This is a genomic window from Oceanobacillus sp. FSL H7-0719 (genome assembly GCF_045040795.1).
Classification (GTDB): Bacteria; Bacillota; Bacilli; order Bacillales; family Amphibacillaceae; genus Oceanobacillus.
Genome location: NZ_CP150301.1, coordinates 1,254,857 through 1,271,024 on the forward strand (window position 1 = coordinate 1,254,857; position 16,168 = coordinate 1,271,024).

Annotated in this window: 12 protein-coding genes; 1 reads left to right on the forward strand and 11 read right to left on the reverse strand. The window is 37.0% G+C overall.

The features are described 5' to 3' along the window. Positions 1 to 195: 195 nt before the first annotated feature. The 8 genes from NST93_RS06795 to citZ all read right to left on the reverse strand — a co-directional run bounded on the left by NST93_RS06795 (position 196) and on the right by citZ (position 11,160). Positions 196 to 1,227, reverse strand: coding sequence for a glyceraldehyde-3-phosphate dehydrogenase (locus NST93_RS06795; protein WP_405102477.1), 1,032 nt, complete (start codon positions 1,225 to 1,227; stop codon positions 196 to 198). 214 nt (positions 1,228 to 1,441) lie between these two features. Beyond that, on the reverse strand, positions 1,442 to 2,053 hold the full coding sequence (gene coaE / locus NST93_RS06800; protein WP_405102479.1) for a dephospho-CoA kinase: 612 nt from the start codon (positions 2,051 to 2,053) through the stop codon (positions 1,442 to 1,444). 15 nt (positions 2,054 to 2,068) lie between these two features. Next, positions 2,069 to 2,896, reverse strand: coding sequence for a DNA-formamidopyrimidine glycosylase (gene mutM / locus NST93_RS06805; protein WP_405102480.1), 828 nt, complete (start codon positions 2,894 to 2,896; stop codon positions 2,069 to 2,071). A 13-nt stretch (positions 2,897 to 2,909) separates the two neighbouring features. Continuing rightward, positions 2,910 to 5,549, reverse strand: coding sequence for a DNA polymerase I (gene polA / locus NST93_RS06810; protein WP_405102482.1), 2,640 nt, complete (start codon positions 5,547 to 5,549; stop codon positions 2,910 to 2,912). Positions 5,550 to 6,326: 777 nt separating this feature from the next. After that, on the reverse strand, positions 6,327 to 7,688 hold the full coding sequence (gene pnpS, locus NST93_RS06815) for a two-component system histidine kinase PnpS (protein WP_405102484.1): 1,362 nt from the start codon (positions 7,686 to 7,688) through the stop codon (positions 6,327 to 6,329). Next, on the reverse strand, positions 7,685 to 8,380 hold the full coding sequence (locus NST93_RS06820) for a response regulator transcription factor (RefSeq protein ID WP_405102486.1): 696 nt from the start codon (positions 8,378 to 8,380) through the stop codon (positions 7,685 to 7,687). Before NST93_RS06820 ends, pnpS begins: the two co-directional genes overlap by 4 nt. 312 nt (positions 8,381 to 8,692) lie before the next feature. Beyond that, positions 8,693 to 9,961 (reverse strand): NADP-dependent isocitrate dehydrogenase, encoded by a 1,269-nt coding sequence (gene icd, locus NST93_RS06825; RefSeq protein WP_405102488.1) that lies wholly within the window; start codon positions 9,959 to 9,961, stop codon positions 8,693 to 8,695. 80 nt (positions 9,962 to 10,041) lie between these two features. After that, complete coding sequence (citZ, locus tag NST93_RS06830; protein ID WP_405102490.1) at positions 10,042 to 11,160, reverse strand: citrate synthase; 1,119 nt, start codon at positions 11,158 to 11,160, stop codon at positions 10,042 to 10,044. 495 nt (positions 11,161 to 11,655) lie between these two features. On the opposite strand from citZ, the gene ytvI reads away from it, so the two are divergent. Next, the gene (ytvI, locus tag NST93_RS06835; protein WP_405102492.1) at positions 11,656 to 12,762 is read left to right on the forward strand and encodes a sporulation integral membrane protein YtvI; all 1,107 of its coding nucleotides are present in this window, start codon (positions 11,656 to 11,658) and stop codon (positions 12,760 to 12,762) included. A 6-nt stretch (positions 12,763 to 12,768) separates the two neighbouring features. Here ytvI and NST93_RS06840 read toward each other — a convergent pair whose 3' ends face one another. From NST93_RS06840 to pfkA, 3 genes are all read right to left on the reverse strand, one after another. Next, positions 12,769 to 13,179 (reverse strand): FxsA family protein, encoded by a 411-nt coding sequence (locus tag NST93_RS06840; protein ID WP_405102494.1) that lies wholly within the window; start codon positions 13,177 to 13,179, stop codon positions 12,769 to 12,771. Positions 13,180 to 13,306: 127 nt separating this feature from the next. Beyond that, entirely contained in the window at positions 13,307 to 15,067 is a 1,761-nt protein-coding gene (pyk, locus tag NST93_RS06845; RefSeq protein WP_405102496.1) for a pyruvate kinase, read from the reverse strand. Between the two features lie 26 nt (positions 15,068 to 15,093). Then, positions 15,094 to 16,053, reverse strand: coding sequence for a 6-phosphofructokinase (pfkA, locus tag NST93_RS06850; RefSeq protein ID WP_405102498.1), 960 nt, complete (start codon positions 16,051 to 16,053; stop codon positions 15,094 to 15,096). Positions 16,054 to 16,168 lie beyond the last annotated feature (115 nt).

Consider the following 16,168-nt stretch of genomic DNA (forward strand, 5'->3'; position numbering starts at 1 on the left):
CATTAAAAATAAGTATACAGTATATTTTAACACGTTTTACTCAATTCATCTATTCAAAATAAAATTCGCCTGCAATATTGCAGGCGAATTTTATTTTATTATTAATTATTTAACTTTTGTACTAACACATATTGACAGCATACTTTTCCATAATCAAATAACTCCTGCGACAGCCTTAGTACAAAATTTGTCATATTAAACTTGTACTGGTTTTTTATTTTTTAGGGAATTTCCAACTAGTCTTGTTAAATCAAGGACGCGTGCAGAGTATCCCCATTCATTATCGTACCACGCGAGGACTTTAATTTTATTTCCTTCCATTACGATTGTTGATAAGCCATCAATAATGGATGAATATTCTGTCGTAGTAAAATCAATGGATACTAAAGGATCTTCAGTATATTCAATAATGCCCTTGTATTCGTTTTCAGAAGCTTGTTTAAATACAGTATTAACTTCTTCAACAGTGACAGATTCTTTTACATCAATTACGAGGTCAACAAGTGAAACATCTGGTGTAGGTACACGCAAAGCCATCCCATGAAGCTTCCCGTTTAAATGCGGGAGCACTTCACCAAGAGCTTTTGCTGCCCCAGTTGAAGTAGGTATAATTGACTGTGTACACCCGCGGGCACGGCGCAAATCTTTATGTGGATTATCCAGGTTTTTTTGATCATTGGTAAATGCATGAACAGTAGTCATTAATCCGTTTACAATTTTAAAATGATCATCAAGCACTTTTGCCACTGGAGCCAGACAGTTTGTAGTGCAGGAAGCATTTGATATAACGTGGTGAATATCCCCATTATATTCATCTTCGTTAACACCTATTACAATTGTTTTATCTACTGATTTACCAGGCGCTGTGATAACTACCTTCTTTGCACCAGCATCTAAATGCAAACCAGCAGTTTCACTTGTAGTAAATTTGCCGGTCGCCTCTACTACTACATCAATTTCAAGATCTTTCCAAGGCAGTTTCTGCGGCTCACGTGAGTTCACCAGCTGGACTACCTGATTATTTACCTGTATAGCATGTTCATGTACTGTTACTTCTTCATCAAAGATTCCATGCACACTGTCATACTTAATCAAATGTACAAGTGTTTCAGGGGGATAGCTTGCATTGACTGCTACCACTTCAATATTATTGTCTACAATAGCTTGGCGAAATACCATTCGTCCTATTCGTCCAAACCCATTAATAGCAATACGTATTTTATCCATGATTACCCCATTCCTCCCATTAACGTTATACTAGTTTGTGTTTTTCTATAATTAGTATAGCACATTAAGGATTTAATGTGTGTTATTTTGCAGCATTTATTTGTATTTAATTTTGAAAAAGCAAACGTTTCCCATTTTACAATAGATAAAATAAAAGTCATCTAAAAAGAAGGCCCTTTTTAGATGACTTATTCAAATAACATTTTTTCAGTTATTATAAATTATTTATTTTTACTTTCCATTCATGAAGTATTTTCTCCAGCTGCTCAAGTGATGCAAATTTGGAACCATTATTATCAATCACTGCATCTGCAAGGTTTGCTTTTTCTTTTACTGGCATTTGTGAATGTATGCGCTGCAATGCTTCTTCTTTGGTAAATTCATTTCTCTCCATCAAGCGATTTAATTGTATTTCCTCATCAACATACACAACGATAATCTTATCTACAAAATGTTCAAGTCTGCTTTCAAACAGCAACGGAATATCTAAAACAACACATTTTGCACCGTCAGCAATCAGCGCATCTCTTTTCTCTGTCATTCTTTTCCTGATTGCAGGATGCAGGATGCCATTAAGCTGCTTTCTTTTCGATTCATCTGTAAATACAATTTCACCTAAACGCTTACGATCTAATGTGTTATCCTCACGAAGAATCCCATTGCCAAAAGTACGCACCACTTCTTCATATGCTTCTTCCCCGGGATAAACTACTTCTCTCGCTAATTTATCTGCATCAATAACTGGAACATTAAAATCATCAAACATAAGCGAAACAGTGCTTTTTCCACTTGCAATGCTTCCTGTTAAACCAATTACTAAAGTCATAAAATGAATCTCTCCTTAACAGCTCTGGCAGCTGCTGCAAATATGAGTTCCTCGACCAGCAACCTTAAGTTTAGTAATTTCTTTACCACAATGTTTACAAGCTTTTCCATCTTGTCCATATACAAAAAGTTCCTGTTGAAACATTCCCATTTCACCTTGTGAATTGACATAGGAGCGAATCGTCGTGCCACCTAACTCGACAGCTTCTGCTAGTGTGGCAACTGCGGCTTTTTGAATGTTCTCCACTTCTGCATCGTTTAATGTATTTGCCCGACGCATCGGATGTACGCCTGCTTTAAATAGCGTCTCATCCACATAAATATTTCCAAGACCAGTAACAACCGATTGATCAAGTAAAACCGCTTTAATCAGCCGCTCTGTTTTTTGCAGTTTATCTTTAAAGTATCCAAAGGTGAATGAAGCATCAAATGGTTCAGGACCTAATTTATTCAATGGAGCATTGTTCATTTCCTTTCCAATCGGATAAAGATGCATCGTACCAAATTTGCGAACATCATTATATCGCAGCTCTTCTCCATCCGTGAAAGTAAACACTACATGTGTATGTTTTTTTAATTCTTCTTGCTGAGGATGTACACTGTATTTCCCTTCCATCCGCAAATGTGAGACAAGAACATAATCATCTAAACAAAACAAGAGGAACTTTCCTCTCCGGTTTAAATCCCGAATCGTTTGGCCAATAAGCAATTGTCTAAATTGCTCTGCATCATCTGGCTCCTTTATTATTTTTCCCCAATAGACATGAACATCGGCAATTGTTTTATTTAATACGAATTGTTCCAATGTTCTCCTGATTGTTTCTACTTCAGGTAATTCTGGCATTTAATCTATCTCCTTACTTTGCATCAAACCAGCTTGCACCATATTCATAGTCAACTTTTAACGGAACATTTAATTTTACGGTTTTTTCCATAATTGCTGGTACTATTTCGATTAATTTATCAAGTTCAGATTTTGGAGCTTCCAGGATTAATTCATCATGTACCTGGAGTAAAATTCGTGCTTGCAGTTTTTCTTGCTCCAGCTTTTCGTTCAAATCAATCATTGCCTGTTTAATAATATCAGCTGCACTGCCTTGAATAGGAGTATTCATTGCAGTGCGTTCTGCAAAGCTTCGGCGATTGAAATTTCGGCTTGTAATTTCCGGCAGATATCTTCTTCGATTCATCAATGTTGTTACAAATCCTTGCTGTTTAGCAGTGTGGACGATATCTTCCATATAATCCTTCACACCCGGATAACTGTCAAAATAACGTTCAATGAATTGTTTTGCTTCTTTCCTTGTAATTCCAAGGTTTTGCGACAATCCATAATCACTGATGCCATATACAATACCAAAGTTAACCGCCTTCGCTTGACGCCGCATATTCGAAGTGACTTCTTCTTTTTCTACATGAAAAACATCCATTGCAGTTCTTGTGTGAATATCCATGTCATTATTGAATGCTTCAACAAGCTTTTCATCATTTGCAATATGTGCAAGCACGCGCAGCTCAATTTGTGAGTAATCCGCAGCAAACATAACCCAATCTTTTTCAGAAGGTACAAAGGCACGTCGTATTTTTCTGCCTTCTTCTAATCGGATCGGAATATTTTGCAGGTTCGGATCTACCGAGCTTAAACGGCCTGTTTGTGTCAATGCCTGGTTAAATCTTGTATGAACCTTGCTTGTTTTTGGATCAACAACTTTTAATAGACCTTCAATATATGTTGATTGCAATTTGCCAAGCTGGCGATACAGCAATATTTTTGAGATAATTTCATGTTCATGTTCCAGCTGTTCAAGCACATCAGCTGCAGTAGAATAGCCTGTTTTTGTCTTCTTAATCACAGGGAGTCCTAAAGTTTCGAATAAAATTGGACCGAGCTGCTTCGGGGAATTAATATTAAACTCCTCGCCTGCAAGCTCATAGATTTCATTAACCAGCTTATCCAATCTTTCCTTCAAATCAATACCCATCTCTTCCAGACTTGCTTTATCAACAAGAACTCCTTGATGTTCCATTTCCCCAAGAATCAGGGCAAGCGGCATTTCTAATTCAGTCAAGAGCTCATATTGTTCATTTTGCTTTAGCTGTTCTGTCATCTCTTCCATCAGAACATGCAATGCCTTTGTTTTACGAACAACGTGCTCTGCAAGAATAGCTTCTTCAGGTACTTTCATTTTTGCACCTTTCCCATAAACCTCTTCATCGAAAAGCACATCTGTATAACCTGCACGGTTTCCAATTGCAGGGATATCATGATTATTTTCAGATGGATTTAAAAGATAAGACGCCAAGAACATGTCAAAGTGAATGCCCTTAATCTCAATACCATTGCGAAGCAAAGCCACAACAGTTTTCTTTGCATCGAAAACCGCTTTCTTTTTCGCTGAATCCTCTGCCCACTTTTTAAATACAGGCGAGGAAATCGCAATATCTGTCGGGATAAAAATCTGATTCTTTTCGTTTACCACCCCAAAACCGATAATTGGTGCTGTATGATAGTTTTCCTCAATAAGTTCTACGACCAGAGCATTTTCTTTTGCAAACATCTCTTCCTTCACTTCGGAAACAATTTCAAAGTCAATCGGATCCATCTCTTTATCCTCTATAACTGGACTTTCTTCGGTTCCAGAGATCTTATTTAACAAGGAAGCAAATCCTAAATCTTTAAAAAGATTGGTTACTTGGTTCTGTTCATATCCGTTATAATCAATATCATCTAAAGTAATTTCAATTGGAGATTGCCTGTTAATTGTTACAAGATCTTTACTCATAAACGCATCATCTTTATAATTGGTCAGGTTCTCTTTTAATTTTTTTCCGCTGACTTCTTCGACATGCTCATACACTTCTTCTAGTGTCGGATATTGCTTTAATAATTTAATTGCAGTTTTTTCACCAACTCCGGGAACTCCGGGGATATTATCCGAGCTGTCTCCCATCAGCGCTTTTAAATCAATAATTTGTTCAGGTGTTATTTCCAGCTTTTCTTTTAAATAAGCTGGAGTGTATTTTTCAACTTCACTGATTCCCTTTTTCGTAACACTTACTGTTACCTTATCCGAGACAAGCTGCAGCATATCCTTATCACCTGATATAACAGTTACATCCCAATTTTCATTATTCCCCTCTTTAGAAAGAGTTCCGATAATGTCATCTGCCTCGTACTGCGGCAATTCATAATGCTTAATTTGGAATGCATCAAGCAATTCTTTCACAAGCGGAAATTGCTCAGATAACTCAGGTGGTGTCTTTTGACGGCCGCCTTTATATTCTTTATACGTTTCATGACGAAAAGTCGTTTTACCTGCATCAAAAGCAACTAACATATGGGTTGGTTTTTCTTCCTCAAGAATGCGCAATAACATTGTTGTAAAACCATAAACCGCATTTGTATAAACACCTTTATCATTATTCAACAAAGGCAGTGCAAAAAACGCACGATAAATAATACTATTCCCATCAATTAACACTAATTTATTTGACATCTGGATTCCTCCAATATACTTTCTGCTTAAACATATTTTATCATTACCAGCGAATAAAAGAAAAAATTATGTAAGAAAACGAATATTCTTTCCCGTCTTCACTGACAAAGAATTTACACAACTAAAATTAGCAACTTCATAAGTAGACTCCTGCGGCATAAGAGGGATAGGAGAAATGGCGCGGAAAAGCGCAGTGTAACCAAGCTGCGGATATTAATTTGAAGCTGTTCTAAATTGAAATCACCAGCAATCTGCATGAATTCTAATTTAACTTAGTTCCGAAGTTATTTAATTTTTATAAGCAAGTGAGTCATTCGTACTTAAGACAGAGCTATAGTTTTGAAAAAGGATACAACAGAAAATAAAGTTTGGACAACAGAAATGTAACTTAATAAAATCCGAACGATACTTTAACTTCGTTCGGATTTTAAGTAAATTCCTGATTTCTTTAATTTTAACTTTTTTCTCTAAAGATACTTAAAACTTGGAAAGTCGCACATAATATGGGCCTTCCCAGACAAAGTTTATTGGAAACCGAGAAGATTATCTTTGATAAAGACTCTCTCTTCCTAAGAAATCGATATTGCTCCCAAACGAGCGAAGAGAATGCCTTCTGTTCAAAAATGCTGCTCTGAATTAAAGCTGGCAGCATCTCACATGTGCCACGAATTATTATGCAATTATTAATAACTAACATTAAATTTGTCTATTCTATAATATTTGTCTCTTAATCGATTGGTATTTGTCAGCTTCAAGTCTCATCTCTAAATCCGTATTTTATTTCGGTAAGTAGACTGTAATCGTAGTGCCCTTATTTATTTCACTGTCGATTTCAATATCTCCATGATGAACTTCAACGATATGCTTCACGATCGCTAATCCTAGTCCTGTTCCGCCAGAATCGCGTGTGCGGGCTTTATCAACACGGTAAAATCTCTCAAAAACACGTGGGAGTTCTTTTTCAGATATACCAATTCCAGTATCTGAAACACTGATGCACACATGCTGTTCCGTCTCAAAAATTTTAATAGCTACATGCCCTTCTTCAGCTGTATAATTAATTGCATTATCTAATAGATTGATAATTACCTGACTAATTCTTTCCTTATCTGCTTTAATTTCAGTTGCTTCGATATCTAAATCGACTTTAATTCCCCTCTGCTCCGCTTTGTAATGAAGTGCAGGGATGATATCAGCAATAAGCTTTCTTGCATCTAGTTTATTTAATACTAGCTGGTAATTGTCACCCTCTAATCGGGATAACGCCAATAAATCTTCAATAAGAAGCTGCAGACGATAGCTTTCATTGTATATAATCTGCAGAAATTCTTTTAATGCTTCCGTGTCCTGCATGTTACCATCCAGTAATGTTTCAGAAAATCCTTTAATGGATGTTATTGGTGTCCTCAGTTCATGCGAAACATTAGCAACAAAGTCTTTACGCATATCTTCTAGTTTTTTCAATTCTGTGATATCATGCAATACTAAAACTGCACCTTTTAACAAATTCCGCTCGTTTATAATCGGCGCTCCTGAAATCTCTAAATATAGCTTTTCAATTCCTATATAATGTTTAAATGTTTTCTTTATTTTCTTTTCATACAAAAATACATTTTGGATAGTTTGTTGTAATACTTCGTTATTTAAAACAGAATAATATAAAGAACCGATATAATCTTTTTCCGTTTTCCCAAATAAACTGATGAACTTTGGATTAACGAGATGGATATAACCCTTCTCATCAAGTAAAACAAGTCCGCTCTCTGTATTATCAACTAAAGTTGAAAGCTGCTCTGATTGAATTTGTTCTTGAAGAGAAAAATCCGTTAAATCACGCGCTAATCGATTAATATTATCGCTTAAAAGACCGAGTGTCTGATTATTCGTCGCATGGAATCTTGCTTGATAGTTTCCTTTAATAATTTCTTCAATTGTTTCAGACGCTTTATTAATCGGTCTGATATACTCCATATAAAGCCGATTAAATAGAATGCTGATTAACACAAATAGTATTATAAATACAGCGACCAGGAAAATAACATTATCCACAAATGAAGACATGATAAAACCAATGATAATTAAAATGAATAACAGGTTGACCGTGTAGGAGATAATTGGTTTCGGTATGAAACCTTTCATTTAACAGGCTCCTCGAGCTTATAACCTAAACCTCGGATTGTTTTTATGTAAATTGGTTTCTTCGTATCAGGTTCAATCTTGTCGCGTAAATGACTAATATGAACATCTACAATTCTTGTATCTCCTACAAAATCATAATCCCATACACCACTTAATAATTGATCTCGTGAAATCACTTTGCCCTTATTCTTAGCAAGAAAATATAGGAGTTCGAATTCCTTTCGTGTAAATGTTATCGTCTCCGAATTGATTTCCGCTTCATATCTTTCAGGATAAATTACTAACTCACCAATTTTTAATGAGCGAAAACTATTTTGAGTCGTGCTTTTTGTTCTTCTTAAAATAGCTTTAATTCTTGCAATCACTTCTTTTGGGCTGAAAGGTTTCGTTAAATAGTCATCTGCACCAAGTTCTAATCCCAATACTTTATCAAATTCTTCATCTTTTGCAGTCAACATTAAAATTGGTGTTTCTATTTTATTATTTCTTAGCTGCTTACAAACCTCTATTCCATCTAATTCAGGAAGCATTAAATCAAGAACGATTAAATCATAGTTGTTTGATTCAGCTTTTCTGACTGCTTCCAGGCCATCATAAGCTTCGTCTGTGCTAAAGCCAGCCTTCTCCAAGTTATATTTTAATAAAGTTACAATAGGTTTCTCATCATCAACAATTAAAATTCTCTGACTCATCTCTCATCCTCGTCCCCTCTAGCAACAATTTATATCTTAAACACACTTCTATCTTAACATTGAAACGAGCTGACGTATAATGAATAACTTATTATTAAGAAATCTTTACATAGTTTACAATACATTATAGCTCAACATCCTATCAATGTTTTTGTAAAAATACCTTAAATCATTATATCAAGAAGGCTTTAAACAGCATGCTTAACAAGCTCCCCGTTTTAATTAGACTCCTGCTTTGATACCTTCGAAAGCGGAAATATAAAAACCATCATTTCTATGAAACATAGAAATGATGGTAAACGTTTTTAAGTATTAAAGATTTTTAATTAACTCATCTGCGAACTCAGAACATTTAACTTCAGTAGCACCGTCCATTAGACGTGCAAAGTCATAAGTTACAACTTTAGAAGCAATTGTTTTATCCATTGATGCTGTAATTAAGTTACCAGCTTCCCTCCAGCCAAGGTGCTCCAGCATTAGAACAGCAGACAAGATAACAGAAGATGGGTTAACTTTGTCTAATCCAGCATACTTCGGTGCTGTACCATGTGTAGCTTCAAAGATAGCATGTCCTGTATCATAGTTAATGTTTGCTCCAGGTGCAATACCTATTCCGCCAACTTGTGCAGCCAGCGCATCAGAAATATAGTCACCATTTAAGTTCATTGTAGCAACAACGTCAAATTCTTTTGGACGAGTAAGGATTTGTTGCAGGAAGATATCTGCAATCGCATCTTTCACAAGAATCTTTCCAGAAGCCAGTGCTTCATCTTGCGCTTTATCAGCCGCTTCTTTTCCTTCTGCTTCCACAATGCGATCGTATTCAGCCCATGTGAATACTTTATCACCGAATTCTTCTTCAGCAACTTCATAACCCCATTGTTTAAACGCACCTTCTGTAAACTTCATGATGTTACCTTTATGTACTAATGTAACATTCCTTCGGTTTTCAGTTAAAGCATACTCTATAGCTGAACGCACTAAACGTTTCGTTCCTTCTTCCGATACTGGCTTAATGCCAATTCCAGATGTTTCAGGGAAACGGATTTTATTTACATTCATTTCATTCTTTAAGAAGTCAATTACTTTCTTTACATCATCCGTGCCTTTTTGCCACTCGATTCCAGCATAAATATCTTCTGTATTCTCACGGAAGATTGCCATATCTACATCTTCAGGTCGTTTTACAGGTGATGGAACACCTTCGAAATAACGAACAGGACGTAAGCATGTATATAAATCAAGCTCTTGACGCAATGCAACGTTCAGTGAACGGAACCCTCCACCAATTGGTGTAGTTAAAGGACCTTTAATCGCAATTTTGTACTCATCTATTTTGTCTAGAGTATCTTGCGGCAGCCATTCACCTGTTTTATTGAAAGCTTTTTCCCCTGCATAAACTTCAAGCCATTCAATTTTCTTTTCACCGTTATATGCTTTTTCAACTGCTGCTTCAATTACACGGCTTGCAGCAGCCCAAATATCTGGACCAGTTCCATCCCCTTCAATAAATGGGATCACTGGATGATTTGGAACATTCATCTTGCCATTTTCTACAACTATCTTTTCTCCCTGAGTCATTAAAAACTACCTCCTAATTGTATTCATTAAGAATAGCTGGATCAATCCCAGCTATTCCTATTACCTAATCTATATCTTAATTACGCACGATTTTCAAGTGCAACATATTCTACATGCTTCGGTCCAACATAATCAGCACGCGGACGAATTAAGCGATTGTTTTCAAGTTGCTCCAGAATATGTGCCAGCCAGCCAGATGTACGGCTTACAGCGAAAATCGGTGTAAATAGATCATGATCAATACCTAAACTGTGATATACAGATGCACTGTAGAAGTCTACGTTGGCAATAAGACCTTTTTTATCCGTAATATAGTCTTCAATCGTTGTAGACATCTCGTACCATTTTTCTTCATTTGCCAGTTTAGTAAGTTCATAGGACATTTTCTTTAAATGCTTCGCACGTGGATCACCCGTTTTATATACGCGGTGGCCCATGCCCATAACTTTTTCTTTATTAGCCAGCTTCTCTTCAATATACGGAATAGCGTTATCTACTTCTCCAATTTCTGTAAGCATCTTCATTACTGCTTCGTTTGCACCGCCATGAAGCGGTCCTTTAAGCGCTCCAATCGCTGCAGTAATTCCAGAGTACATATCAGAAAGTGTTGCAATACAAACTCTTGCAGTGAAGGTAGATGCATTCAGCTCATGATCAGCATGGAGTACAAGCGCTTTATCTATCGCTTCTACCTCAATCGCTTCCGGTTCTTTGCCATTCAGCATATATAAAAAGTTCTCTGCAAAACTTACATCTGCTTTCGGCTGAACAGGTTCCTGACCTTTGCGAATTCTTGCAAACGCAGCTACAATCATTGCAATCTGCGCTTGGATACGAACTGCTCGATGGAGATTTGCTTCTTTGCTCGTCGCTTCCGGCTCTGGATCATATAATCCCATAAATGAAACAGCCGTACGCAGAGCAGCCATTGGGTGTACAGATTTTAGATCATAGGATTTAAGATGGTTTACAAGTTCCTCGGAAAGCTTCATATTTTCCGCAAGTTCTTTACGCAATGCTTCTAATTCTTCTTTATTAGGAAGTTCTTGATGCCACAGCAAATAAATAACTTCTTCAAAGCCAGCATTTTCTGCAAGATCATCAATAGCAATACCAACATATGTCAGCTGATCATCGATGATAGAACTAACAGATGATTGTGCTGCTACTACCCCTTCTAAACCTTTGGTTGTTGTCATAACTAACCCTCTCCTTTTCAAGATATTCTTTCACTAACGAAAGCGAATTATATTTCAACAATATTATAGATTCAGTACAAAAGGCTCTATTGAATTCTCTGCCCTCTCCTCTTCATTCCACATGTATAAGTAACAACAGAATAAGTTTTAGGTAACTGTTATTTACTAAACTTTCTATTTATTGATGTTATTTAGTAGTCTATAATATTGTCATCCCCAAAACCATTATAAGATATTATTGCTATAAAGTGAATTGAAACCGTTTAAATACTAAAATATACCGTTAAAATGATAGAATTTTAGTCTAATCATCTTCTTTTTGTCATATGTAAGATAATAAAGTAAAACTTCACAGTAGGGGTTTCTTTTTTCCCAAACTTCTGTAAGTTGAACAAATCGAACCGCTTCTCGCAGTTAAATCTTCCGCTCAGAATTTTGAGACGGGAATCTTGAAGCGAGCTGCCCCGCGGTAAAATGATAAACCAAGGTGATTATATGTCCAACTCAATTTTAACAAAGGTATTAAAGATCCTTATTATTTTCGTTCTCTGTGCAATTGGTTATTATCTAATCACTCTCTCACTTTCTTTTCTGATGCCGCTATTTATTGCAGTTCTAGTCGCCCTTATTATCGAACCAGGTGTCGGGATTTTAGAAAAAAAACTCAAATTACCAAGACCACTTGCAAGTATTATGCTTCTCATCCTACTTCTCGTACTTATCGTTGGTTCCTTATTTCTAATGGCTACGGAATTATACGAAGGCATGGCCTACTTAGCAGTACAGCTTCCACAACAGCTTAAGATTATCGGTGTGATTGCGGATAATTTTTTTCACGCTGCCATTCTGCCCTTCTATGAGTCTGTACTTTCACTATTCAATCGGTTGAACATGGGTGAGTCATTATTTTTTCAAGAAAACATACGTAACCTGTTCGGTTATTTCGCTGAGCAAGCTGGTCTGTTCTTTCAAAACCTTCTGCTTGCTATACCAAGTGCATTAATTATTATCCCGGAATCTTTTACAATCCTGCTGTTTATCTTCTTGGCCAGCATTCTTCTCTCCGCGGACTTTCCAAGGATAAAGCAATCTATCAAAAAATATACTCCCGGGAAAATATATAATTCCAGTACAGATTTGATGCATTATTTAAAACAGTCAGTAGCAGGTTTTATTAAAGCTCAGTTTATTCTTGTTACTATTTCATTTCACATTATATTTATAGGGTTTCTATTATTACAAATTGAACATGCCCTTACCATAGCATTATTATTGATTGTTATTGATTTAATTCCCTATATTGGGACAGGCATTGTTTTTATCCCTTGGATGCTTTATACCTTTTTCACTGGTGATTATCCGCTGACAATTGGCCTGGCAGTCGTTTATGCTACCGTTATTCTTGTTCGCCAATTAACTGAACCAAAAATACTTTCGGTAAATATAGGTGTACATCCCCTCGCCTGGTTAGTTGCCGTTTTTATCGGCTTTAAAGTATGGGGCGTAGTTGGTCTCTTCATTACACCATTTCTTATCGTTATCATTAAAGCGCTATATCACGCTGGGATTTACCATGCTTTACTGAAATACATTAAAAGCTAATTAGCTTTAATAACGGCGGTAAATAACCATTCCGCGTTTTACTAGCTTATCCAACATCTTGGCTATATACAGTTTTAATAAATTCCTAGTAAATGGGATGAGCAATAACAGACCGAAAAAGTCAGATATAAAGCCTGGGGCAATTAATAGTACAGAACCAAAGATAATACAAATACTATCAATAAAAGCTGAAGCCGGTGCCTGATTTCTGCCCATCTCCTGCAGTGCTCGATTCCATGTTTGAAATCCTTGCCTTCTTCCTAAGTAAAAACCAAGAATTCCTGTAATAATGATTATCAAAAGAACCGATAAAACACCAATTTTACTGCCAACCCAAATTAGAATTCCAATTTCAAGCAGTATGAAAACGAGTAATCCAATCAATAAAAAGCGCATAACCTCACTGCCTTTCGTCATTATAAATTGTTTTTCTATTTTGAGGATGGCTAAAAAAGCAATAAACATACTAATAGTGAATGGTGCAGCTTATCCGTTTAACGCATAAAGCTGCACCATTACTATTTTTTACATGTAAGCCGACTAACTATAATACACTTGCATGTCCGTTATAAATATCACCTTTAGAGCCATCAATGGTAACATCCTGACCATCGTTTAGCAGCTCAAGTGCACTGTCTACTCCTACAATTACAGGTATGCCGACGCTAAGTCCCACTACTGCTGCATGGGATGTTAATCCGCCTTCAACCGTAATAATTCCACCAGCCTTTTCAATTGCAGGCATCATATCACGATATGTTCCTTGTGTAACAAGGATATCCCCTTTTTTCACTTTTTTGATTGCTTCTTCACCATTATTAGCAATAACAACCTTGCCATATGCACTTGTTCTGCCAATACCTTGTCCATTAGCGATAATATCACCGATGATGTGCACCTTCATAAGGTTAGTTGTGCCACTTTCTCCAACCGGAACACCAGCAGTGATAATTACTCTGCTGCCGTGTTTGCAAATTCCGGATGCTAAACCGCGCTCGATTGCAACATCAAGCATTGCATCAGTAGAATCTGTCTCTTGTCCCATAACAGCGTGTACGCCCCATACAAGTGCAAGCTGACGATTTACCCGCTCATCAAACGTAACAGCTAATATTGTAGCCTTTGGACGATATTTCGATATCATTCTCGCAGTATGTCCGCTTTCAGTAGGTGTAATAATTGTATCTACATCAAGATTCATTGCTGTATGTGTTACCGACTGACTAATGGCTTCCGTTATTGTCATTGACACATTTTTTGAACGTTCATTTAGAATATTCTTATGCTGCAAAGCAGATTCTGTTTTCAGTGCAATATTACCCATTGTTTGTACAGATTCAATTGGATATAATCCTGCAGCAGTTTCCCCAGAAAGCATAATTGCATCTGTACCATCAAAGATAGCGTTCGCTACGTCTGATGCTTCCGCTCTTGTCGGACGTGGATTTCTCTGCATGGAGTCAAGCATCTGTGTTGCAGTGATAACTGGCTTTCCTACGATATTACATTTTTTTATTAGTTCTTTTTGTACGAGCGGCACATCTTCCGCCGGGATTTCAACACCAAGATCTCCACGAGCAACCATGAGGCCGTCACTTATTTCTAGAATTTCGTCAATGCGGTCTACGCCCTCCTGATTTTCGATTTTTGGAATGATTTGAATTCTGCTTCCTTCATTTTTTTCCAGCACCTCACGAATTTCCAATACGTCTGAAGCGCGGCGAATAAAGGATGGCGCAATAAAATCAACATTGTTTTGAATCCCGAAAATAATATCTTCTCTGTCTTTATCTGTCATGCCCGGAAGATTTAAAAATACATTTGGCACGTTTACGCCTTTTTTATTTTTAATTTGGCCCGAGTTAAGTGCTTTTGTCTCTATTTCGTTGTTTTCTTTATGAATCTCAACTACTTCAAGTTCAATTAATCCGTCATCCAGAAGAATTTTCGAGCCGACAGATATATCATCAATCAGTCCAGAATAGGTTACTGAAAAGCGTTCAGCAGTTCCAGCTACTTCGTCCATTGCAATATACACCGTGCTGCCCGCTAGAATTTCAGCTTCTCCCTCAGCAAAATTGGCTGTTCTGATTTCAGGTCCTTTTGTATCCAGTAATATAGCTACATCTTTATTTTTATTAGCAGCTGCCTGGCGAATGTTTTTAATTCGAGCACCATGTTCTTCATAATCCCCATGGGAAAAGTTGAGACGTGCAACGTTCATTCCTGCTTCAATCATTCTTTCTAATGTTTCTACCGATTCAGAAGCGGGCCCAATTGTACAAACTATTTTTGTGTTCCTCAAGTTATTGTCCTCCCTAATCTTTCAAGTTAGATAGATAATTCTTTTGACAAGCGATACATTTCCTCATTGACAGTACTTTCTTTCTGCAATATTTCACTAATTGGATAGCTGACAAGCTGATTGTGTTCAATGCCGACCATTATTCCTGCTTTTCCCTCCATCAGGAGCTCAATTGCTTTGGCACCCAGCCTGCTGGCAAGTACACGGTCAGTTGCAGTTGGTGAACCGCCACGCTGAATATAGCCTAATACAGTTACGCGCGTTTCCAGTTTTGTTTCCTCCTGAATACGATCACCATAATCAAATCCACTGCCTACACCTTCAGCCAGCAGAATAATACTATGCTTTTTACCGCGTTCATGTCCGCGTTTCAGACGATTAACGATATTATCGAAATCCTCTTTTTTCTCAGGAATCAGAATACTCTCTGCTCCACCTGCAAGACCTGCCCATAATGCCAGATCCCCTGCATCTCTCCCCATTACCTCAATAATATATGTTCTTTCGTGAGAGGTTGCTGTATCGCGAATTTTGTCAATCGCTTCAATAATTGTATTTAAAGCGGTATCAAAGCCTATTGTAAAATCTGTTCCATTTATGTCATTATCGATTGTTCCGGGAATACCGATACATGGAAATCCCTTTGCAGTTAAAGCTTGCGCACCGCGAAAACTTCCATCTCCGCCAATAATTACTAAACCATCAATACCATATTTTTTTAATTGCTCGATTGCTTTTTGCTGACCTTCTTCTGTTTTAAAATCGTCACTTCTTGCTGAAAAAAGGATTGTTCCGCCACGTTGAATAATATCCCCAACGGAACCAATGTCCATTTTCTCTATATGTCCCTGCATTAATCCTTGGAATCCATATTTAATGCCGTACATTTCCAGATTATTATAGATACCTTTTCTAACAACAGCACGTATTGCTGCATTCATACCAGGTGCGTCTCCACCACTGGTAAGAACTCCAATTCGTTTCATGCACTTCACCCCAAATTTAGCATTTTCTTTATCAATTAATCCACTAACTTTTGCAGTGTAAAACTGTACTAATCTTTTTACACGCACTGTTTCATTTTTTACTACTTATATTAAA

Coding starts and splice junctions, on each gene's coding strand:
- NST93_RS06795 (WP_405102477.1), bottom strand. CDS start 1,227: ATGGATAAAATACGTATTGCTATTAATGGGTTTGGACGAATAGGACGA.
- NST93_RS06840 (WP_405102494.1), bottom strand. CDS start 13,179: ATGACGAAAGGCAGTGAGGTTATGCGCTTTTTATTGATTGGATTACTC.
- mutM (WP_405102480.1), bottom strand. CDS start 2,896: ATGCCAGAATTACCTGAAGTAGAAACAATCAGGAGAACATTGGAACAA.
- NST93_RS06820 (WP_405102486.1), bottom strand. CDS start 8,380: ATGAGTCAGAGAATTTTAATTGTTGATGATGAGAAACCTATTGTAACT.
- polA (WP_405102482.1), bottom strand. CDS start 5,549: ATGTCAAATAAATTAGTGTTAATTGATGGGAATAGTATTATTTATCGT.
- coaE (WP_405102479.1), bottom strand. CDS start 2,053: ATGACTTTAGTAATTGGTTTAACAGGAAGCATTGCAAGTGGAAAAAGC.
- pfkA (WP_405102498.1), bottom strand. CDS start 16,053: ATGAAACGAATTGGAGTTCTTACCAGTGGTGGAGACGCACCTGGTATG.
- citZ (WP_405102490.1), bottom strand. CDS start 11,160: ATGACAACAACCAAAGGTTTAGAAGGGGTAGTAGCAGCACAATCATCT.
- icd (WP_405102488.1), bottom strand. CDS start 9,961: ATGACTCAGGGAGAAAAGATAGTTGTAGAAAATGGCAAGATGAATGTT.
- pnpS (WP_405102484.1), bottom strand. CDS start 7,688: ATGAAAGGTTTCATACCGAAACCAATTATCTCCTACACGGTCAACCTG.
- ytvI (WP_405102492.1), top strand. CDS start 11,656: ATGTCCAACTCAATTTTAACAAAGGTATTAAAGATCCTTATTATTTTC.